At 74.8% G+C, this 19622-nt stretch carries 18 protein-coding genes; 12 read left to right on the plus strand and 6 right to left on the minus strand.

Annotated elements, in window-relative coordinates:
• Positions 1–325: 325 nt before the first annotated feature.
• The 3 genes from ACFCY1_RS15555 to ACFCY1_RS15565 all read left to right on the plus strand — a co-directional run bounded on the left by ACFCY1_RS15555 (position 326) and on the right by ACFCY1_RS15565 (position 3824).
• The gene (locus ACFCY1_RS15555; RefSeq protein WP_049651344.1) at positions 326–1669 is read left to right on the plus strand and encodes a hemolysin family protein; all 1344 of its coding nucleotides are present in this window, start codon (positions 326–328) and stop codon (positions 1667–1669) included.
• On the plus strand, positions 1666–2712 hold the full coding sequence (locus tag ACFCY1_RS15560; protein WP_049651345.1) for a hemolysin family protein: 1047 nt from the start codon (positions 1666–1668) through the stop codon (positions 2710–2712). Before ACFCY1_RS15555 ends, ACFCY1_RS15560 begins: the two co-directional genes overlap by 4 nt.
• Positions 2713–2837: 125 nt before the next feature.
• Positions 2838–3824: an NAD-dependent epimerase/dehydratase family protein gene (locus tag ACFCY1_RS15565; RefSeq protein WP_375874881.1), complete on the plus strand. Its 987-nt coding sequence runs from the start codon at positions 2838–2840 to the stop codon at positions 3822–3824.
• Positions 3825–3844: 20 nt separating this feature from the next.
• On the opposite strand, the gene ACFCY1_RS15570 is transcribed toward ACFCY1_RS15565, so the two are convergent.
• Together ACFCY1_RS15570 and ACFCY1_RS15575 are read right to left on the minus strand one after the other, a co-directional pair.
• On the minus strand, positions 3845–6022 hold the full coding sequence (locus ACFCY1_RS15570) for an AAA family ATPase (protein ID WP_375874882.1): 2178 nt from the start codon (positions 6020–6022) through the stop codon (positions 3845–3847).
• Positions 6023–6345: 323 nt separating this feature from the next.
• Positions 6346–7002 (minus strand): uridine kinase, encoded by a 657-nt coding sequence (locus ACFCY1_RS15575; RefSeq protein ID WP_375874883.1) that lies wholly within the window; start codon positions 7000–7002, stop codon positions 6346–6348.
• Positions 7003–7214: 212 nt separating this feature from the next.
• On the opposite strand from ACFCY1_RS15575, the gene ACFCY1_RS15580 reads away from it, so the two are divergent.
• A complete protein-coding gene (locus tag ACFCY1_RS15580) occupies positions 7215–8378 on the plus strand; it encodes an acyl-CoA dehydrogenase family protein (protein ID WP_074005169.1) in 1164 nt (387 codons plus the stop codon).
• A 267-nt stretch (positions 8379–8645) separates the two neighbouring features.
• Here ACFCY1_RS15580 and ACFCY1_RS15585 read toward each other — a convergent pair whose 3' ends face one another.
• Positions 8646–9167: a hypothetical protein gene (locus tag ACFCY1_RS15585; RefSeq protein ID WP_181970507.1), complete on the minus strand. Its 522-nt coding sequence runs from the start codon at positions 9165–9167 to the stop codon at positions 8646–8648.
• A 229-nt stretch (positions 9168–9396) separates the two neighbouring features.
• On the opposite strand from ACFCY1_RS15585, the gene ACFCY1_RS15590 reads away from it, so the two are divergent.
• The 5 genes from ACFCY1_RS15590 to fxsA all read left to right on the plus strand — a co-directional run bounded on the left by ACFCY1_RS15590 (position 9397) and on the right by fxsA (position 14344).
• Positions 9397–9837: an Lrp/AsnC family transcriptional regulator gene (locus ACFCY1_RS15590; RefSeq protein ID WP_045694655.1), complete on the plus strand. Its 441-nt coding sequence runs from the start codon at positions 9397–9399 to the stop codon at positions 9835–9837.
• 31 nt (positions 9838–9868) lie between these two features.
• Positions 9869–11476, plus strand: coding sequence for an amidohydrolase (locus tag ACFCY1_RS15595; protein ID WP_375874884.1), 1608 nt, complete (start codon positions 9869–9871; stop codon positions 11474–11476).
• 42 nt (positions 11477–11518) lie between these two features.
• Entirely contained in the window at positions 11519–11968 is a 450-nt protein-coding gene (locus tag ACFCY1_RS15600; RefSeq protein WP_199823138.1) for an N-acetyltransferase, read from the plus strand.
• Between the two features lie 95 nt (positions 11969–12063).
• Positions 12064–13710, plus strand: a complete 1647-nt coding sequence (gene lnt, locus ACFCY1_RS15605) for an apolipoprotein N-acyltransferase (protein ID WP_375874885.1) — start codon at positions 12064–12066, stop codon at positions 13708–13710.
• A gap of 55 nt (positions 13711–13765) precedes the next feature.
• Complete coding sequence (fxsA, locus tag ACFCY1_RS15610; RefSeq protein ID WP_074005174.1) at positions 13766–14344, plus strand: FxsA family membrane protein; 579 nt, start codon at positions 13766–13768, stop codon at positions 14342–14344.
• A 160-nt stretch (positions 14345–14504) separates the two neighbouring features.
• On the opposite strand, the gene ACFCY1_RS15615 is transcribed toward fxsA, so the two are convergent.
• The 3 genes from ACFCY1_RS15615 to ACFCY1_RS15625 all read right to left on the minus strand — a co-directional run bounded on the left by ACFCY1_RS15615 (position 14505) and on the right by ACFCY1_RS15625 (position 17116).
• On the minus strand, positions 14505–14879 hold the full coding sequence (locus ACFCY1_RS15615) for an RNA polymerase-binding protein RbpA (RefSeq protein ID WP_049655293.1): 375 nt from the start codon (positions 14877–14879) through the stop codon (positions 14505–14507).
• Positions 14880–15190: 311 nt separating this feature from the next.
• The gene (locus ACFCY1_RS15620; RefSeq protein WP_375874886.1) at positions 15191–16807 is read right to left on the minus strand and encodes a hypothetical protein; all 1617 of its coding nucleotides are present in this window, start codon (positions 16805–16807) and stop codon (positions 15191–15193) included.
• A 114-nt stretch (positions 16808–16921) separates the two neighbouring features.
• The gene (locus ACFCY1_RS15625; protein WP_049660046.1) at positions 16922–17116 is read right to left on the minus strand and encodes a hypothetical protein; all 195 of its coding nucleotides are present in this window, start codon (positions 17114–17116) and stop codon (positions 16922–16924) included.
• Between the two features lie 398 nt (positions 17117–17514).
• On the opposite strand from ACFCY1_RS15625, the gene ACFCY1_RS15630 reads away from it, so the two are divergent.
• The 3 genes from ACFCY1_RS15630 to ACFCY1_RS15640 are packed head-to-tail and all read left to right on the plus strand — an operon-like array spanning position 17515 to position 19608.
• On the plus strand, positions 17515–17931 hold the full coding sequence (locus ACFCY1_RS15630) for an ankyrin repeat domain-containing protein (protein WP_049660049.1): 417 nt from the start codon (positions 17515–17517) through the stop codon (positions 17929–17931).
• 24 nt (positions 17932–17955) lie between these two features.
• Positions 17956–18471, plus strand: coding sequence for a GNAT family N-acetyltransferase (locus ACFCY1_RS15635; RefSeq protein WP_049660050.1), 516 nt, complete (start codon positions 17956–17958; stop codon positions 18469–18471).
• A gap of 48 nt (positions 18472–18519) precedes the next feature.
• Positions 18520–19608: a serine hydrolase domain-containing protein gene (locus tag ACFCY1_RS15640; RefSeq protein WP_375874887.1), complete on the plus strand. Its 1089-nt coding sequence runs from the start codon at positions 18520–18522 to the stop codon at positions 19606–19608.
• Positions 19609–19622 lie beyond the last annotated feature (14 nt).

The following is a 19622-nucleotide window of genomic DNA, read 5'->3' on the forward strand; positions in this document are numbered from 1 at the left end:
CCTGAGCCCGCTCCCGGGCCTGAAAGCCTGCGCCGGGCCTGAGCCCGCTCCCGGGCCTGAAGGCCTGCGCCGGCCCTGAGCCCGCGCCCCGGCCCGCACCCGGGCGGACGTCCCCCACCTGGGGTTCCCCGCCCCCGGCGGGCCGAACGGGCTTCCTACGCCCATCCGGGTATGGTCTACGCTGGTAAAAGCAGGGCAAAGTTCGCCCTGCCCGAAAATCGAGTGCCCGAACCCGACCAGAGGAGTGACACTCCCCCTCGATGGACGATCCGTCCGGTAGTACCTGCGCCGCCTCGCTTCCGCTCCCCGGAAGGCAGGCGGCACTGTGATCACCGCCTGGCTGCTGTTGCTCGCAGCCGTTCTCCTGATCCTCGCCAACGGCCTCTTCGTGGCTGCCGAGTTCGCCTTCGTGACCGTCGAGCGCGGTGAGGTGGAACGCTCCGCGGAGACGGGCGACGCCAAGTCCCGCCGCGTCGCCGGGGCCCTGCGGCACCTCTCCTTCGAGCTGTCCGGCGCCCAGCTCGGCATCACCGTCACCTCGCTGGTGGTCGGCATGCTCGCCGAGCCGGCCCTGTCGACCCTGCTCGCACCCGTCATGACCGGCATCGGCGTGCCCGACTCGGCCGCCCGAGGCGTCTCCGTGATCGTCGGCATGGTGCTGGCCACCGTCGTCCAGATGGTGATCGGCGAGCTGGTGCCGAAGAACTGGGCGATCTCCCGCCCGCTCCAGGTGGCCCGCGCGGTCGCCGCCCCGCACATGGCCTTCTCCCGGGTCTGCCGCCCGCTGATCAGCTTCCTCAACGGCACCGCCGACCGGACCGTACGGGCCTTCGGCGTCGAGCCGCAGGAGGAGCTGGGGCACGCCCGCACCCCCGACGAGCTGGTCTCGCTGGCCCGTCACTCGGCCAAGGCCGGCGCGATAGACGAGGAGTCGGCGACCCTGTTCGTCCGCACCCTCGCGCTGAGCGAGCTGACCGCCGAGTCCGTGATGACCCCGCGCGTCGACGTGGCCGCGCTCCAGCGCGACGCCACCGCCTCCGACGTCATCAACCTGACCCGGGCCACCGGCCTGTCCCGCTTCCCGGTGCACACCGACAGCCTGGACGAGGTCACCGGCATCGTCACGCTCAAGGACGCCCTGGCCGTCCCGGCCGCCCGGCGCGGCCTGGTGCGGGTCGCCGAGCTGGCCTCGCCGCCGCTGCTGGTGCCCGAGACGCTGCCCGCCGAGCGGCTGCTCGACCAGCTGCGCCGCCTCCAGCCGATGGCCATCGTGGTCGACGAGTACGGCGGCACCGCCGGCGTCGTCACCGTCGAGGACATCGTCGAGGAGATCGTCGGCGAGGTGCAGGACGAGCACGACCCCGACGACCACCCCGAGCTGTTCCCGCTGCCGCCGGTCAACGGCCTGCCGGTCTGGGAGGCCGACGGCCGCGCCCGGATCGACCAGCTGGAGCGGATCGGCCTGAACGCCCCGGACGGTCCGTACGAGACCCTGGCCGGCCTGGTCGCCGACCTGCTCGGCAAGCTCCCCGAGGTGGGCGAGCAGGCCGAGCTGCCCGGCTGGCGGTTCACCGTGACCGGTGTCGACCGCCACCGCACCACCGAGGTCCGGGTGGAGCGCACCACCGCGCCCGCGCGCTTCGACGAGGACCGGGAGGAGGGCCGATGACCGCCCTGCAACTGGCCGTCGCGCTGCTGCTCCTGCTCGGCAACGCCTTCTTCGTCGGCGCCGAGTTCGCCGTGGTGTCGGTGCGCCGCAGCCAGATCGAGCCGCTCGCCGAGGCCGGGCACAAGCGCGCCCGCACCGTGCTGCACGCGCTGTCCAACGTCTCGGCGATGCTGGCCGCCGCCCAGCTCGGCATCACGGTCTGCTCGCTGGGCCTCGGCGCCCTCGCCGAGCCGACCATCGCCTCGCTGCTGGAGGGCCCGTTCCACGCGATCGGCGTCCCGTCCGGCCTGATGCACCCGCTCTCGTTCGGCATCTCGCTCGCCCTCGTGGTCTTCCTGCACATGGTGTTCGGCGAGATGGTGCCGAAGAACATGGCCATGGCCGGCCCGGAGAAGGCCGCGCTCTGGCTCGGCCCGCCGCTGGACCGGCTGGCCCGCTGGCTCGCCCCGGTGATCCGGGCGCTGAACGCCTCCGCCAACGGCATCCTGAAGCTGTTCCGGGTGGACGCCAAGGACGAGGTCGAGTCGGTCTTCACCACCGAGCAGCTGATGTACCTGCTGGCGGACTCCCGGGACGCCGGGCTGCTCGACGAGAGCCGCCAGGAGCGGCTGGAGGACGCCCTGGAGCTGGGCCGCCGCCCGGTCACCGAGGTGCTGCTCAAGCCCGAGCAGCTGGTCACCGTGGACACCAAGGCGACCGCCGCCGAGGTCGAGGAGCTGGCGCTGCGCACCGGCTTCTCGCGCTTCCCGGTCACCGACGGGGACCCGGCCGGCCACGGCTACCTCGGCTACGTCCACCTCAAGGACATCCTCGACGTGGACGACCCCTCGGCACCCGTCCCGGCCCGCCTGTGGCGGCCGATCACGGTGCTGCGCGGCAGCCTCCCGCTGGACGACGCCCTCGGCGCGATGCGCCGGGCCACCTGCCACCTGGCTGCCGTGCTGGACCAGGACGGGCGCACGCTCGGCGTGGTCATGCTGGAGGACGTGCTGGAGGAGCTGGTCGGCGAGATGCACGACCCGGACCACCGCGCCACGGCCTGACGCCCGTCGGTCGGCGCCTCCCCGGAGAGTTCCGGCTTTCGCTGACGGCGTGTCCGCTCCTGGCGATTCTGCCCTGAGCATGCACCCGTTCCCATGCCGGCCACCCTGGTAGCAGGGTGGTCGGCATGAGACTTCTCCTGCTGGGTGGAACCGGGTTCGTCGGACGGGTCGTCGCCGAGGAGGCGCTGGCCAGGGGCTGGGAGGTGACGGCCCTCAACCGCGGCACGCAGCCCGCGCCCGGGGGCGTCCGGGTGCTGACGGGCGACCGCACCGCGCCGGACGGCCTCGCGGCGCTCGGCACGGGGGAGTGGGACGCGGTGGTGGACACCTGGTCCTGGGCCCCCGCGGCGGTGCGCGACAGCGCCCGCCTCCTGAACGGCCGGGTCGGCCACTACGCCTACGTCTCCAGCCGGTCGGTGTACGACCACCCGCTGGTGGCCGGGGCCGGCGAGGCCGCGCCGGTGGTCGCCTCCTCCCCGGACCTCACCGGCGACGTGCCCTACGCCGAGGCCAAGCGCGGCGCGGAGCTGGCGCTGGAGGCGGAGTTCGGCGGGCGGGCGCTGCTCGCCCGGGCCGGGCTGATCATCGGCCCGCACGAGGACATCGGCCGGCTGCCCTGGTGGCTCAACCGGATCGCCGAGGGCGGCCCGGTGCTCGCCCCCGGGCCGCGCGACCTGGCCCTCCAGTACATCGACGTGCGCGACCTCGCGGCCTGGCTCCTGGACGCCTCGGCGGCCCGGCTCGGCGGCCCGTACAACCTGGTCGGCCCGTCCGGCCACGCCACCATGGGCGAGTTGCTGGAGGCCTGCGTACGGGCCACCGGCTCGGACGCCGAACTGCGCTGGACGGACCCGGAGCGGATCCTCGCGGCGGGCGTCGAGCCGTGGACCGAGCTGCCGATCTGGCTGGCGCCCGGCGGGCTGTACGACTTCCTGCACACCGGCTCGGTCGAGCGCGCGCTCGGTGCCGGGCTGCGCTGCCGCCCGGTCGCCGAGACCGTCGAGTCCACCTGGGCCTGGCTGCGGTCCATCGGCGGCAGCGCGCCGCAGCGGAGCGACCGGGTCAGGGTCGGGCTGGACCGGGAGCGGGAGGCCGCGCTCCTCAGGGGCTGAGCAGGGGGCCGGTGCGGGGATCAGCTCCGGCCGTCGATCAGCTCCCCGTACGCCTGGACGAGGTCCGGCAGCCGCAGGGTGGCCAGGTCCTCCCGGCCCGGCGGCTCGCGCAGCAGCGTCAGCCGCAGGTCCCGGTAGGCGCAGGACTTCTCGTACAGGGTGCGGATGAACCGGCCGTTGCCCAGCTCGTCGATCCAGCCCTCGCGGACCACGTGGGTGCAGATGCTGGCCAGCTCCTCGGCGGCGTCCTCGTCCCAGCCGTCGCCGTCCCGGCCGGCCAGCGCGGCGCCGATCGCGGTCAGCTCGCCGGGGCGGTAGCTGGGGAAGTCGACCCGGGTGGTGAAGCGGGAGTTGAGGCCGGGGTTGGTGGCGAGCAGCCGGTTCATGCCCTCGGGGTAGCCGGCCAGGATCACCACCAGCCGGTCCCGGTTGTCCTCGGCGCGCTTGAGCAGCACCTGGAGCGCCTCGTCGCCGTACGCGTCGCCCTTGGTGTAGCCGGAGTTGGAGAGGCTGTACGCCTCGTCGATGAACAGCACGCCGTCCAGCGCGGAGTCGATCAGCTCGTTCGCCTTCACGGCCGTCTGGCCGAGGAACTCGCCCACCAGGTCGGCGCGTTGGGCCTCCACGAGGTGGTCGCCGGAGAGCAGGCCGAGGGCGTGGAAGACCCGGCCGAGGATCCGGGCCACGGTGGTCTTGCCGGTGCCCGAGGGGCCGGAGAAGACGAAGTGTCGCTTCGGCGGCTGGACGGGCAGGCCCTGCTCGGCCCGCAGCCGCGACATTCTCAACTGGGCGGACAGCGCCCGCACCTGGCGCTTGACCGGCTCCAGGCCGACCATCAGGGAGAGTTCGGCCAGGGCCGCGTCCAACTCCCGTTCGTCGCCGGCGGACCGGAGCTCCGGCACGGCGGCGGTCCGGGGCTGCACCCGGCCGAGGGCGGGCAGCGGCGGTACGGCGGGGCCGGCCGGGGCGCCCGAGCCGGAGCGCTCCCCGGCGGCCTGCGGAGCGCCGTCGGCCGGGGCGCCGTCCAGCCGGGCGCCGCCGGTCGCGGTCCCGTCCAGCAGGGCGCCGCCGGCCAGGGCCCCGTCCGCCGGGGGGCCGTCCACCAGTCCGGCGTCCACCGAGGGTCCGCCGCCGTTCGACGCCAGGCCGTTCGACAGCAGGCCGTTCGACAGCCCGCCGGGCACTCCGTCGCTCGACAGCCCGTCGCCGGGGACGGTCGCGCCGCCCGGCCCGCCCGCGTCCGCGAACTCCTCCCCGTACCCGGGCAGTTCGGGGTATCCGGCGTCGTCCGGGTAGCCGGGATCGGCACCCGGCCCGCCCGGTGCGGCGGCGTCGGCCGCACCCGGGCTGCCGCCCGCCGTCAGCCCGTCCGCGAGCCCGTTGGCGAGCCCGTCCGCGATGGCGTCCACGAGGCCGTCGGCGAGCGCGTCCTCGGCCGAGATGGCCGTCAGCCGGGTCGCGGTGTCCATGAACGCCGGGTCCGCCCGGTGCACCGCCCGGTAGAGCGGCAGCGCCGCGGCGCTGCGCCCGGCCCCCTCGTACGCCCGGGCCAGCCAGTACCGCAGCTCCTTGCGCTGCGGCTGCTCGGAGCGGCAGCGGGCCAGCGAGGCGGCCAGCGGGGCCTGCGCCTGGGCGCACATGTCGAGGCGCACCCGCGCCATGCCGGCGAACAGCCCGGCCTCGATGCCGAGCAGCGGGTCGTCCAGCAGGCGGTCGGTGTCCCGGATCAGCTGCTCCCAGTCCTTGAGCAGGTAGGACCGGCAGGCGTACAGGAAGCGGGCGGACGGGTCCTCGCTGGGCGCCGGACACTGCTCCAACGCCCGGTCCAGTTCGGCCAGGTGGCGCCCGTCCAGCCAGTGCGAGGCGTGCGCCAGCGCGAGGTCGCGGGCGTCCTCCAGCACCGGCTGCACCCACCAGCCCAGCCAGTACCAGGAACTGAGCGGCCGTCGGTGCAGTTGCCGCTGCTCGCCGAACCGCTTCTGGTTGCGGTACATGGCCAGCAGCGCGGCCGAGGTGTCGCTGCGCAGCGCGTGCAGTCCGAGCCAGGCGTCGGCCATGCCCGGGTCCAGCCGGACGGCGGCCCGGAACTCCTCCTCGGCCCGGGTGTACGCACCGGCCGTGTACGCGTCCATGGCGCGCAGCCAGGCGCGGTCGGCGAGCCGGTCGGGCCCGCCCGCCGTGCTGTCGGAACTGTCCACCGTCGTCACTCACGCCCCCCGCGGTGCGGCCCGGGGCTCGGCCGGCGGGTTGCCTGCGCCTAGCCTGGCCGGTGGTCGTCGACCCCCTGTGGCGCAACTGCGCCTGCCAGGAATCGTACCGGCGCGGCGCTGATCCGGAAGGGTGCCGCACAGGGGCAAATGCGATCGCACGAGCGGCCGTTGAGCGGCCGGGCGACGAAACGGGCGGCGGGGGAGCGGGTTTCGGAAGGGGACTGGACGGCGTCCCCGGCTCACGGGGGAACAAGCCGGGGGCGCCGGGTCCGAGGCAACCGGAATCTGTTGTTCCGGTGGCTGAGGAGAACCTAGATCCTGGCGATGTCGCAGGTCAAGGCGTTGGTTGAAGATTCACCGACGGTGTCCGGGGCGATCCGGCCGGTCACCCCGTCGACCCGCGTCACGGCGTGCGGACGGCTCGGATCGGCGGCGAAATGCGCCGATTCGGCCCGGGCCCAGCCCGCCCAGAACTCGGCCAGTTCCGGCCCGTCCCGTTCCTCCCCGCGCCGCCGGGCCGAGACGGCGTCCAGCTCCATCCAGATCACCCGGGCCAGCCACGGCCGCACCGCCCGCCGCCCGGCGCCGACCCCCTCCACCAGCACCACCGGGGCGGCCGGCACCGCGGCCGCGCCCGCGAAGCGGCGCAGCGTCCAGTCGTACACCCGGTACTCGGCGTCCCGCCCGGCCGCCAGCGGCTCCAGCACCTGCTCGCGCAGCCGTCCGGTCCACCCGAAGGGCTCGCGGTGGGTGGCCAGGTCGTCGAGGTGGACCACCGGGGCCCCGCCGAGCGCCGCCGCCAGCCGTCCGGCGAAGGTGGTCTTGCCGGAGCCCGCGTGGCCGTCCACCGCGACCAGCCGCACCGGCCCGCAGGAGGGCGGCAGCGCTCGCAACTCGGCCGCGAGCGCGGTCAGCCGGTCGTCCGGAGCGGGCCGGAATCGGGTCGGGAGGGGTTCGGATACAGCCACAACGTCAACCCTACGGTGCCGTAGCCCGCCACTGCGTCCAGTTCATATGTGCAGGTCGTGACGGCAGCGCGGGTTTCGGGCATACTCGCCTTCGCCACGACTGTGAACGGCCGTTCACCGCAACCCGGTGCCGGTCGGTCCGACCAGCCACACCCACGCCGGACCGGCCGACACCTCGGTCCCGCGCCCCGATCGAGGAGGCGACCACCGCCATGACCCCCTCCCCTGTGAAAGCCGTGGAGCGCCAGCTGCCCACCGAGGAGGCCCGCGAGCTGCTGGGCCTCACCCGGGACCTGGTCCAGCGCGAGCTCCAGCCGCGCGCGGCGGAGGACGAGGCCGCCGGCCGCTTCCCGCGGGAGGTCTTCCGCACCCTCGGCGAAGCCGGCCTGCTCTCCCTCCCGTACGACGAGAAGTACGGCGGCGGCGACCAGCCCTACGAGGTGTACCTGCAGGTGCTGGAGGAGCTCGCGGCCGGCTGGCTGGCCGTCGGCCTCGGCGTCAGCGTGCACACCCTCTCCTGCCACGCGCTGGCCACCTTCGGCACCGACGAGCAGCGCGAGACGTGGCTGCCCGCCATGCTCTCCGGCGAGCAGCTCGGCGCCTACTGCCTCTCCGAGCCGCAGTCCGGCTCCGACGCGGCCGCGCTGCGCACCCGCGCCGACCTCGACGGCGACACGTACGTGGTGAACGGCACCAAGGCCTGGATCACCCACGGCGGCCAGGCCGACTTCTACAGCGCCCTGGTGCGCACCGGCGTCGACGGCCCCAAGGGCATCAGCTGCCTGCTGGTCCCCGGCACCCAGCAGGGCCTGTCCGCGGCCCCGCCGGAGCGCAAGATGGGCATGTGGTCCTCGCCGACCGCGCAGCTGCACTTCGACGGCGCCCGGGTGCCCCGCGAGCGGCTGGTCGGCGAGGAGGGGCAGGGCTTCCAGATCGCGCTCGCCGCGCTGGACTCCGGCCGCCTCGGCATCGCCGCCTGCGCGATAGGGGTGGCCCAGGCCGCGCTCGACCTCGCCGTCGACTACGCCCGCACCCGGCGCCAGTTCGGCCGCCCGATCGCCGAGTTCCAGGGCCTGTCCTTCATGCTCGCCGACATGGCCACCCAGATCGAGGCCGGCCGCTCGCTCTACCTCTCCGCCGCCCGGCTGCGGGACGCCGGCCGCCCGTTCTCCAAGGAGGCGGCGATGGCCAAGCTGTTCTGCACCGACGCGGTGATGCGGGTGACCACCGACGCCGTCCAGGTGCTCGGCGGCTACGGCTACACCCAGGACTTCCCGGCCGAGCGCTACATGCGCGAGGCCAAGGTGCTGCAGATCGTCGAGGGCACCAACCAGATCCAGCGCCTGGTGATCGGCCGCCACCTCACGAAGGCCTGACGGCCCAGGGCCTGTCCGGCGGGTCCTTGCCGGGTGCGCGACGCCGGGGCACGCACCTCGCCGCGTTGTCGTCGGTCGCCAATGGCCCCCAGCCTTCGGCCGGGAGGTGCCCCCACCGCAGTGGCTCCCTCCTCCGCCTTGCGATGCACGCACCCCAACGCCGCGCCCTGATCCGACAAAACCCACCGGACAGGCCCGGCTCCCTCACGGCCTCCGGCCGTCACTCCAGGGTGCGGAGTGACGGCCGGAGGCGTTCCCGGCGGAGCGTCAGCTCGCCTTGGCGGTACGGGCGGTCAGCGCCGGACGACGGCGGCGCTGCTCGGGGATGGCGGCCCGCATCGTCGCGACCGTCGGGGCGGCGGGCGCGGTCGGAGCGGCCTGGCCGACCGCGGCGAGCCGCACCGGGCGGTGCGCGACGGCGTGCGAGAACGGCTGGGTGCGCCAGTCCAGCCCGGTCGGGAGCTTGAACAGCGCGTCGATCCGGGCCGGTTCGGCGTCCTCCGGGGCCTCGACCTCGGCCAGGTCGTCCGTCGGGGTGCCCGAGCCCGGGCAGATCGCGGGGGCGAAGGGGTTCCAGGCGGTCGGCAGCAGCGCGTGCTGCGGCAGCCGGTCCTCGTCCGCCACCAGGGCGATCGGGCGGCGGCACTCGGGGCAGTCGACCCGGAAGATGTCCCAGTTCTCCGCCTCGCCGGGGTCGGTGCCCGGCATGTAATCGACCGCGAGGTCCTCGCGGTCGGTCATATCGTCGGTCTCGTCGGCGCCCAGCACACGCTGGTCAGTAGCAGGCATGAGGATCCCCCTAGGATCGGGCCCGGCGTGGTCGTCCAGGGCCACAACCAGCACTTCCCTGTGATCAGGACTCATAACCCTGCGGTCCCGTGCACCGTGATGCACCGGGTGTGTCCTTGGCCACACCGGACGCCACATTCGCCCGGCATGTGCCCGCCCGGTACCTGCGATCCCTCCCCGTGCCACCGCGTGCGCCCCCCGTGCTCCCGACCGGGTAGGTTTGCGCACTGTGGAGGATCTCGACCAACGCATCGTCCAGCTGCTCCTCGAAGACGGCCGGATGAGCTACACGGACCTGGGCAAGGCCACCGGCCTGTCCACCTCGGCGGTGCACCAGCGGGTGCGCCGCCTCGAACAGCGCGGGGTGATCCGCGGCTACACCGCGATCATCGACCCCGACGCCGTCGACCTGGCGCTGACCGCGTTCATCTCGGTCAAACCCTTCGACCCGAGCGCCCCGGACGACACCCCCGAACGGCTGGCCGGCCTGCCCGAGATCGAGGCCTGCCACAGCGTCGCCGGGGACGAGAACTACATACTCAAGGTCCGCGTCGGCGCCCCCGGCGACCTGGAGGACCTGCTGGCCCGCATCCGCAGCGCCGCCGGCGTCTCCACCCGCACCACCGTCGTCCTGTCCACCCCGTACGAGGCACGACCCCCGAAGCTCTGACCGCGAACGGGCGGGGTGCAGACTTGGCCGCATGACCGAACGCACTCCCCGGACCGTCCTGCTGCGCGGCGGCGCCGTCTACAGCCCCGCCGACCCCTTCGCCACCGCGATGCTCGTGGAGGGCGGGCACGTCGCCTGGGTCGGCAGCGACGGCGCCGCCGAGGCGTACGCCGCGACCGCCGACGAGATCGTCGAGCTGGACGGCGCCCTGGTCACCCCCGCCTTCGTGGACGCCCACGTGCACGCCACCGCCACCGGCCTGGCGCTCACCGGCCTCGACCTCACCGGCAGCCCCTCGCTGGCCGCCGCCCTGGCCGCCGTCACCGCCTTCGTCGACGCCCGGCCCGAGCCCGGCGGGGTGCTGATCGGCCACGGCTGGGACGAGAGCGGCTGGCCCGAGGGCCGCCCGCCCACGCTCGCCGAGCTCGACGCCGCCGCCCGCGGCGCCGCCCTCTACCTCTCCCGCACCGACGTGCACTCCGCCCTCGCCACCACGGCGCTGCGCGACCTCACCGAGGGCCTGGCCGAGGCGCCCGGCTTCAACCCCGAGGGCCCGCTCACCAGGGACGCCCACCACGTCGTGCGGCGGACCGCGCTGGCCCGGCTGACCCCCGAGCAGCGCCGCCGCGCCCAGCGGGCCACCCTGGCCCGCGCCGCCGAGCTCGGCATCGGCGCCCTGCACGAGTGCGCCGGCCCGGAGATCTCCTCGGAGGCCGACCTGGCCGCCCTGCTGGCTCTCGCCGCTGACGGCGAGGGGCCCGAAGTCTTCGGCTACTGGGGCGAGTTGGGCGGTGTCGAGACCGCCCGCCGGCTCGGTGCGGTGGGCGCCGGCGGCGACCTCTTCGTGGACGGCGCGCTCGGCTCGCACACCGCCTGCCTGCACGCCCCGTACGCGGACGCCGGGCACACCGGCACCGCCTACCTGACCGCCGGGCAGGTCGCCGACCACGTCGCCGCCTGCACCGGGGCCGGGCTCCAGGCCGGGTTCCACGCGATCGGCGACGCGGCCGTGGCCGCCGTGATCGAGGGCGTCCGGGAGGCCGGCGCCCGGGTCGGCGCCGACCGGGTCAAGGCCCTGCGCCACCGCGTCGAGCACGCCGAGGCCCTGGACGACGAGGCCGTCGCCGCCTTCGCCGAACTCGGCCTGACCGCCTCCGTCCAGCCCGCCTTCGACGCCGCCTGGGGCGGGCCCGAGGGCATGTACGTCCAGCGCCTGGGCGCCGAGCGCGCGGCCGCCCTCAACCCCTTCGCCGCGCTGCTGCGGGCCGGCGTCCCGCTGGCCTTCGGCTCGGACGCCCCGGTCACCCCGCTGGACCCCTGGGGCACCGTCCGCGCGGCGGCCTTCCACCGGACCCTGGACCACCGGATCTCGGTGCGGGCCGCCTTCACCGCCCACACCCGGGGCGGCTGGCGCGCCGTCGGCCGGGACCAGGACGGCGTGCTGGTCCCCGGCGCGGTCGCCAGCTACGCGATCTGGGCGGCCGGCGAGCTGGTCGTCCAGGCCCCCGACTCCCGGGTGGCCGGCTGGTCCACCGACCCGCGCTCCGGCACCCCCGGCCTGCCCGACCTCACCCCGGGCCACCCGCTGCCGACCTGCCTGCGCACCGTCGTCCGCGGCCGCACGGTGTACCAGCGGTAAACCCCGTGGATCGGCGGGTCACCGCGGCCTAGGTTGACCACCATGACCCTGGTACCCGCCGACTTCACCGTCCCGCGCGAGCTGCTCGCCCCGGAGTTCCGCCTGGAACCCCTGGGCGAGCGGCACAACGCCTCCGACCACGCCGCCTGGACGGGCTCCATCGCCCACATCCGCGCCACCCCCGGCTGGGCCGGCCGCGGCTGGCCGCCCGCCGACGGGATGCCGCCGGAGCGGAACCTCGACGACCTGCGCCGGCACGCCGCCGACTTCGAGGCCCGCACCGGCTTCACCTACACCGTCCTGGAGCCGGACCGCGACGAGGTGATCGGCTGCGTCTACATCTACCCGGACCGCGAGGACCCGTCCGCGGTCTCGGTCAGCTCCTGGGTCCGGGCCGACCGCGCCCACCTGGACGCCCCGCTGTACCGCGCCGTCTCCGACTGGCTCACCGGGCACTGGCCGCTGCGGGAGGTCCGTTACACCCCGCGCTGACCCCGCTACCACCCTGACCTCACGGGTCTCCGACCTTCCGGGGTACCTTCTTCGCACAGCGTCCGAACAGCAAGCCCCAGGAAGATGGTGCGCCGGTGGCCACTCCCGTCACCCAGGAACGGCCCGAGGCCGTCCCCGAGCCGCAGGAGCCGGCGCCCCGGGCGAGCCGCGGAGCCCGTGCGCTCGCCAAGGTCCGCGCCGGCCTCCCGCGCACCGGCCTCGCCGCCCTGGCCGGCCTGCTGCTGGCCCTCGCCTTCCCGCCGTACGACCTGTGGCCGTTGTCGCTGCTCGGCGTCGTCGCGCTGTCGCTGCTCACCCGGGGCCGCACCTTCCGCCAGGGCCTGTGGACGGGCTTCGCGTTCGGCCTGCCGTTCTTCCTGATGCTGCTCAGCTGGCTGCGGGTGGTCGGCTGGGACGCCACGATCGGCCTGTCGGTCGTGGAGGCGCTGTTCCTGGCCCTGCTCGGCGGCGCCCTGGCCGTCACCTCCCGGCTGCCCGGCTGGCCGCTCTGGACAGCCTGCCTGTGGATCACCCAGGAGTGGGCCCGCGACCGGCTGCCGCTCGGAGGCTTCCCCTGGGGCCGGCTCGCCTTCGCCAACACCGCCACCCCGTACACCCCGCTGGCCGCGCTCGGCGGCGCGCCGCTGGTGACCTTCGCGGTCGCCCTGTCGGGCGCCCTGCTGGCCTGGGCCGCCCTGCGGCTGCGCGGGCCCGGCAGGGCCCCGAAGGCGGCCGCGCTGGCGGCGCTCGGGGCGGTGGCCGCGCTGCTGGCCGGCTACCTCGTCCCGGTGCCCACGGCCGCCGACGACACCGTCAAGGTCGCCATCGTCCAGGGCAACGTGCCCAACCCGGGCATGGACTTCCTGGGCCGCCCGATGATGGTCCTCAACAACCACGCCGCGGCCACCGAGCGGCTCGCCGCCGACATCAGGGCCGGCAAGGTCGAGCGCCCCGACATCGTGATCTGGCCGGAGAACTCCTCCGACCTCGACCCGTTCAGCGATCCGCTGGCCCGCCAGCGGATCGACGAGGCCGTGAAGGCGATCGGCGTGCCCACCCTGGTCGGCACCCTGGTGGACGGCCCGGACGCGCAGCACGTCCAGAACGAGGGCATCGTCTGGGACCCGGTCACCGGCCCCGGCGCCTCCTACACCAAGCAGCACCCCGTCCCGTTCGGCGAGTACGTGCCCTTCCGCGCCCAGCTGATGAAGGTGATCACCCGCCTCCAGCGGGTCGCCCGGGACTTCTACCCCGGCGACCACAACGGCGTGATGCAGCTCGGCCCGGCCCGGATCGGCGACGTGATCTGCTTCGAGGTCGCGTACGACGAGATCGTCCGCGACACCGTGGACAGCGGCGCCCGGGTCCTGGTCGTCCAGACCAACAACGCGACCTACGCCAAGACCGGCCAGCCCGAGCAGCAGCTGGCGATGAGCCGGCTGCGGGCCGTCGAGCACGGCCGGGCGGTGCTGATCGCCGCCACCAGCGGCATCAGCGCGGTGATCGGCCCGGACGGCAGCGTCCGGCAGCGCACCGAGGAGCTGACCGCGGCCGAGCTGTCGGCCACCGTCCCGCTGCGCGACGGCACCACGGTGGCCGACCGGGTCGGCGCCGCCCCCGAGTGGACGCTGGCCGTCGGCGGCCTGCTGGCCTGCGGCGCGGCGGTGCTGGTCGGCCGCCGCCGGAAGGCCCCGTCCGGAACACCGGCCGGGCAGGAATCGTTGGACCAGGTGGTGCCGTAGCCGGCCCGGACCTCCCGTGCGGCGCGCAGAGCACCGCTTGGAGTGGATTCGTACCGTGACCCAGCAAGCTACCCCCACCCGTCCGGCCCCGCGTAGCAGGCTCCGCCGGGTGCTGCCGCTGCTGATCACCGCCTGGCTGGTGCTGGAGATCTGGCTGCTGGTCCAGGTCGGCTCGTGGCTGGGCGGCCTCACCGTCGTGCTGCTGCTCGTCGCGGGCGTCCTGATCGGCGGCTCGCTGATCAAGCGGGCCGGGCTGAAGGCGCTGTCGGCGGCGATCGAGCAGAGCAAGAACCCGCAGTCCCAGCAGCCGCAGACCGGCACCAGCATGACCGTGCTGGCCGGCCTGCTGCTGATCGTCCCCGGCTTCCTGACGGACCTGGTGGCCCTGACCCTGCTCTTCCCGCCCACCCGGGCGCTGTGGCGGGCGGTCGGGCGCCGGGCCGCGGACAAGGCGCTGCGCAGCACCTCCGCCGCCGGGGCCGACCCGTTCGCGGACGCGATGCGGCTCCAGGAGCAGCTGCGCATCCACCGCCCGGACGGCAAGGTGGTCCAGGGCGAGGTCGTGGACCCGGAGGACGGCCCGCGCGGCCCGCAGGGCCCGGACACCACCTACCGCCCGCCGATCGCCGGCTGACCGGACCGGCACGACGTACGAGCCCCCGAGGGGCGGACACCCCGCCCCTCGGGGGCTCGTCGCGCGGACGGCACCTGCGCCCGTCCGTGGGCAACGCGAAAGGGACCCTGGTGACCAGGGTCCCTTTTCGCGTCCTCCCGCACGGGGCGGGAGCGAGGTGTCAGGCGCTCTTACGGGTGTCTCGCGGGTGTACCGCGAGGTTCATCCCGCCGGAGCGGAGCACGGCCAGCCGTTCGGCCAGCACCTCCTCCAGCTCCTCGCGCGTCCGGCGCTCCATCAGCATGTCCCAATGGGTGCGCGTCGGCTTGATCTTCTTCTCTTCCGGCTCGTCGCCGTCGAGAAGCGCCGCCTCCTGTCCACAGAAGCGGCATTCCCAGGTCGCGGGGATCTCGGCCTCGACCGAGAAAGGAACCTCGAAACGGTGTCCGTTCTGACATGCGTACTCGACGGTCTGGCGGGGAGCCAGATCGATACCACGGTCGGTCTCGTAGCTAGTGGCCCCGAGTCGCGTGCCGCGGAGAGCTCGCTCGCTCATGAATCGTGCCTCCCGGGCTTATGGCCCACAGGACTAGTGGTCGCTGTTCTTCGTCGTTCGGTCAACGCTCGGCTTCCGACGAAGATTCCCGTCCCGGGACATGCGTCGTCTGTAGTGCCGCCCCTGTTTGTACCCACCTGCGCCCGATTTGTCACATCTGGCCGGTGATATCACCCCAGGTGTCACGTATTTCACATCTGGTGATCGTGCGGACTTTCCGTGACGAGCGTACCGGGACGGGATTCGGCGGTGGTCGCCGCCCCCGGTCGAGGGCCGGGGAACCGGCCCGGGAGACGGGCCCGGCCCGGCCGTCAGGAGATCGGCCGTGAACGGATCATCGGCTCGCCCTTGGCCAGGTCGACCGGGCGGGCCGGCGCGGCCGGTTCGGCGGCGGGGACCACCGGCGGGCGGTCCGGGCGGGGCGGTGCGGCGGCGGCCGCCTCGGTGCGGCTGTCCCGGTGCGGCAGCAGGGCGATCACCGCGTCCCGCAGCGGGGCCGGGGCCTCGTCGTCCAGCGGGTCGACGGTGGCGGGCACCTGGAGGCGGAGCGGGGCGCCGTTGCCGATCCGGGCGTAGCCGCGGCCGACCGGGGCGTGGGAGGCGGGCACGATGTCCAGCGGCGCGCCGAGCGCGTCGCGGCCCTCGTCGGGGCCGGCCGGGCCGAGCACCACCCGGGCCCGGGTGGTGGTGCGGACGGTGGTGGTGAGCCGGTCCCGGGCGGCGAGGTCGTCGGCGACCACCACGGTGACCCGGGCGGCCCGGCCGTGCCGCAGCGGGAGCTCCAGCAGGTCCTGCGGGTCGGGGCGGCCCTCGGCCTGGGCGAGCTCGCTCAGCTCGGTCGGGTGGTCCAGCAGCAGCCACAGCGGCCGGGTGGCGTCCTCGGGCGGGGCGGTGCCGGCGTGCCGGGCGGCGTTGAGCGCGGCGAGCCGGCGCTCGGTCTCGCCGACGGCCCAGTCCAGGGCGGCCAGCGCGCCGTGCAGGCTGGTCTCCACGGTGTGCACGCCGGGCCGGTTCACCAGGCAGGCGTGCTCGCCGGTGCCCGCGCCGTCGACCACCACCAGGTCCGCGTACGGGAGCGCCTGGAGGGCGACCGAGCGCAGCAGGCTGGAGGTGCCGTAGCCGGTGACGCCGAGCACCAGCAGGTGCGGCTCGGAGGAGCGCGGGCCGGTGCGCCAGACCACCGGCGGCTGCTGGACGGTGGTGCCGCCCCGGGTGACCGGGATGGTGCGGGCGGTGCCGTCCTCGTCGGTGAAGCCCAGCACGATCTCGCCGGGGGCGGCCACGAAGCGCTGGGCGGCGATGTCGGTGGGCAGCGGGGCGAGCGCGGTGATCCGCAGCCGGTTGGACTCCTCGTCCCAGTCGAAGCGGTACTCGCGGGCCCGGCCGGCCTTGCCCTGGACCACCTGCTCGATCCGGGCCCGGGAGGACGGCTCGGTGTCGGTGAAGTAGGCCGGGTAGCTCATCTCCAGCCGGGAGAGCCGGCCCTCGCGGTCGAACTCCCACGCGCTGAAGGCGCTCTTGTAGGCGCCCTCGAAGTGGTACAGCGGGTTGGCGTCCTCTGGGCCGCACAGGTACGGGGTGAGCGCCGCGTAGAGGGCGGCGAGCTTGACGTCGGCGGCGTCCGGCGCGGGCGGTGCGGGTGCCGCCTTGGGGGCCCGGCCGGCCCAGGCGGCGCTGGCCATCAGGGCGATCAGGGCGAACAGCAGGCCGTGCGGCAGCAGGTAGACGCCGATCAGCAGGGCGGCGGTCAGGAACAGCGTCGGGCCGCGGCGCTCCTTGGGGGTCTCCTGCCAGCGGGACCTGGCCCAGTCGACGTGGTGGCGCAGGCCGCGGCCGATGACGGAGAGCGGGGCGAACATGTCGGAGGCGTGGTCCCCGGCGGTCCGGGCGATCGTGCGGCCCTTGCTGAGGTGGCGGTGGAGCGGCATTCCTTGACTCCCCGGGCGGTGGGACGGGTGGGGTGGGCGCGGTGGGGAACGACGGGGCCCGGGGGCGGTGTGGGATCCGCGCCCGGGCCGGTACGGCGGGGGAGGAGGTGGCGGCTAGAACCTGATGCCGCTGAGCAGGCTGGCGAGGCTCGCGCCGCCCGCGGTGATGCTCGGCGCGATCGAGGAGCCGGCGATGTAGAAGCCGAAGAGGGCGCAGACGATGGCGTGGGAGACCTTTAGTCCGTCCCGGCGGAAGAAGAGAAAGGCGATGGTGCCGAACAGGACGATGCCGGAAATCGAGAGGATCACGTTCCGCTCCTCAGGAAGTGGGGACAAGCAGGGGTGTTACGGAAAGTGCACTAATCGTGACAAAAAGTAATAGATGATGGAACGGTGCAAATGGGTGGTTCTGCCGTTCAATACCGTTCCGGCGGCCGGGTGGCGGTATGCGCACCGGCCGGGGTGGGGGCCGGGCCGCGCGGGGATTCGGTGCGCCCAGGCATTCCCGGGCGGCGGGTGGGAAGTTTCCGGGGGGTCCCGGAAGTTCGCTCGAATGGCTGCGCAACGCGTGCGGTCGCGTGTCGTGGCGGGTGCGGGCCGTCATCCGGATCCCGGACGTCCGCTGGCCCGTCGCGGCACCGGCCGCTACCGTGCCCTGGGCGCAGCCCCGAGACCGCCCGACGACCCGACCGGAAAGGCCGCCCGCCATGACCGACGCCGCCAGCCAGCAGCCCGCCGACGCCCCCGACGCCGAGGTGATCGCGCTCGCCGGGAAGCTCTTCGACGCCGCCCGGGCCGGGGAGACGGACACCCTGTCCGCCTACCTGGGGGCCGGTGCCCCGGCCGACCTCACCAACGACCGCGGCGATACCCTGGTGATGCTCGCCGCCTACCACGGCCACGCCGCCACCGTCGCGGAGCTGCTCCGGTACGGCGCCGACCCGAACCGCGCCAACGACCGCGGCCAGACCCCGCTGGCCGGTGCCGTCTTCAAGGGCGCCACGGACGTGCTCGACGTGCTGCTGGCCGGCGGCGCCGACCCCCGGGCCGGCGTCCCGAGCGCCGTGGACACCGCCCGGATGTTCGGCAAGGACGAGCTGGTCGCCCGGTTCGAGGTCCGCTGAGCGGGGATCGTAGGCTTTTTCACCATGAGCACCAGCACCGCCCAGGACACCGGCACCGTCGAGTTCCGTGTCACCGGCTACGCCCACCCCGACGCCCAGGCCCTGTCGGCGGAGGTGCAGCAGGAGTACGTGCGCCGCTACGGCGACCCGGACGAGACCGTCCTGCACCCCGAGGACTTCGAGGCGCCGGCCGGCCTGTTCATGATCGCCTACCTGGACGGCCGGCCGGTCGGCTGCGGCGGCTGGCGGGCCAAGCAGGCCGGCCCGGACGGCCTGCGCGACGGTGACGCCGAGCTGAAGCGGATGTTCGTGGTCCCCGACGCCCGCGGCCGCGGCCTGGCCCGCGCGGTGCTGCGCCGCCTGGAGCGGACCGCGGTCGAGGCCGGGCGCACCCGCTTCATCCTGGAGACCGGCACCGAGCAGCCCGAGGCCATCGCGCTGTACCAGTCCGAGGGCTACGCCGCGATCCGGAAGTTCGGCATCTACAAGGACCACCCGCAGAGCGTCTGCCTCGGCAAGGAACTCGCTCCGGCGGTCTGAGCCGCGGCCGCGCGGGGAAGGCTCCCGTCGGCCCGAGGAGGGGGACGGATGAGCCGCCGAGCGACTGGACCCGACGCACCCGGAGCCGACCGGCTCCCCGGCCTGGCCGCGCCCGGCGGGGAGCTGGACCGGCTGGTCGAGGACGGCGCGCGCACCGTCGGGGCGGGCGCCGTCTGGGCCGTCGGCGACGCCGGCGGCGCGCTCGGCGGCGGCGGGCACGGCGCGCTCGGGCAGGGGCCGTACGCGCGGCTGAGGCCCGGGCCGGACACCCTGTACGACCTCGCCAGCCTCACCAAGGTGGTCGCGCTCTGGCCCTGCGCCGGAGTGCTGTGGCAGTCCGGACGGCTGCCGCTGGACGAGCCGCTCGGCGCCTGGTGGCCGCCCGCCGCCGGACACCCCGCCGGAGCGGTGACGGTCCGTCAACTCCTGGCCCACACCGCCGGGATGCTCCCGTACACCCGCTTCGAGCAGCTCTACGGGCGCGACCCTTCGGCGATCCGGGCCGGGGTCCTCGCCGCCCCGTCGCACCGGCCGCCGGGCGCGGCCGTCGAGTACACCGACCGGGCCGCCGTGCTGCTCACCTACCTGGTCGAGGACCTCGGCGGGGCGCCGCTGGACCGGCTCGCCGAGCGGTGGGCCTGGGGGCCGCTCGGGATGGCCGACACCCGCTACGGTCCGCTCGGCGCCGCGCTCGCCGCCCGCACCGCGCCCACCGAATACGAGGAGGGCGCCGGCGCCCACCTGCGCGGCGTCGTCCACGACCCCTCGGCCCGGCTGCTCGGCGGGGTCTCCGGCAACGCCGGGGCCTTCTCCACCGCCCGCGACCTCGCCCGCTTCCTCACCGCGCTGCTCGCCCCGCCGCCCGGGCTGCCCTGGGGCGGGGCGTGGATCGAGGAGTCGCTGCGCGAGCAGACCGGCGGCCTCGCCCCCGCCCGCGGCCTGTCCTGGCTGTACGCCCCCGGCACCGGACCGGCCGAGGGCACCTTCGTCCACTACGGCTTCACCGGCACCGGCTTCTGGGTCTCCCGGCGGCTCGGCCGCTGGGCCCTGCTGCTCACCAACAAGGTGCACTATGACCGGGACATCCAGCGGCTCACCGAGCTGCGCAACGCCTTCCGGCGGGCCGTCTTCGGCTGAGGCCGGATCCGGCA

This window comes from Kitasatospora sp. NPDC056273, assembly GCF_042268845.1.
In the GTDB taxonomy this organism is placed as follows: domain Bacteria; phylum Actinomycetota; class Actinomycetes; order Streptomycetales; family Streptomycetaceae; genus Kitasatospora.

Excerpts from the sequence above, each read along its gene's own strand:
- ACFCY1_RS15560 (WP_049651345.1), top strand. The coding sequence starts at position 1,666 with ATGACCGCCCTGCAACTGGCCGTCGCGCTGCTGCTCCTGCTCGGCAAC.
- ACFCY1_RS15565 (WP_375874881.1), top strand. The coding sequence starts at position 2,838 with ATGAGACTTCTCCTGCTGGGTGGAACCGGGTTCGTCGGACGGGTCGTC.
- ACFCY1_RS15580 (WP_074005169.1), top strand. The coding sequence starts at position 7,215 with ATGACCCCCTCCCCTGTGAAAGCCGTGGAGCGCCAGCTGCCCACCGAG.
- ACFCY1_RS15585 (WP_181970507.1), bottom strand. The coding sequence starts at position 9,167 with ATGCCTGCTACTGACCAGCGTGTGCTGGGCGCCGACGAGACCGACGAT.
- ACFCY1_RS15595 (WP_375874884.1), top strand. The coding sequence starts at position 9,869 with ATGACCGAACGCACTCCCCGGACCGTCCTGCTGCGCGGCGGCGCCGTC.
- ACFCY1_RS15600 (WP_199823138.1), top strand. The coding sequence starts at position 11,519 with ATGACCCTGGTACCCGCCGACTTCACCGTCCCGCGCGAGCTGCTCGCC.
- ACFCY1_RS15615 (WP_049655293.1), bottom strand. The coding sequence starts at position 14,879 with ATGAGCGAGCGAGCTCTCCGCGGCACGCGACTCGGGGCCACTAGCTAC.
- ACFCY1_RS15620 (WP_375874886.1), bottom strand. The coding sequence starts at position 16,807 with ATGCCGCTCCACCGCCACCTCAGCAAGGGCCGCACGATCGCCCGGACC.
- ACFCY1_RS15630 (WP_049660049.1), top strand. The coding sequence starts at position 17,515 with ATGACCGACGCCGCCAGCCAGCAGCCCGCCGACGCCCCCGACGCCGAG.
- ACFCY1_RS15635 (WP_049660050.1), top strand. The coding sequence starts at position 17,956 with ATGAGCACCAGCACCGCCCAGGACACCGGCACCGTCGAGTTCCGTGTC.
- ACFCY1_RS15640 (WP_375874887.1), top strand. The coding sequence starts at position 18,520 with ATGAGCCGCCGAGCGACTGGACCCGACGCACCCGGAGCCGACCGGCTC.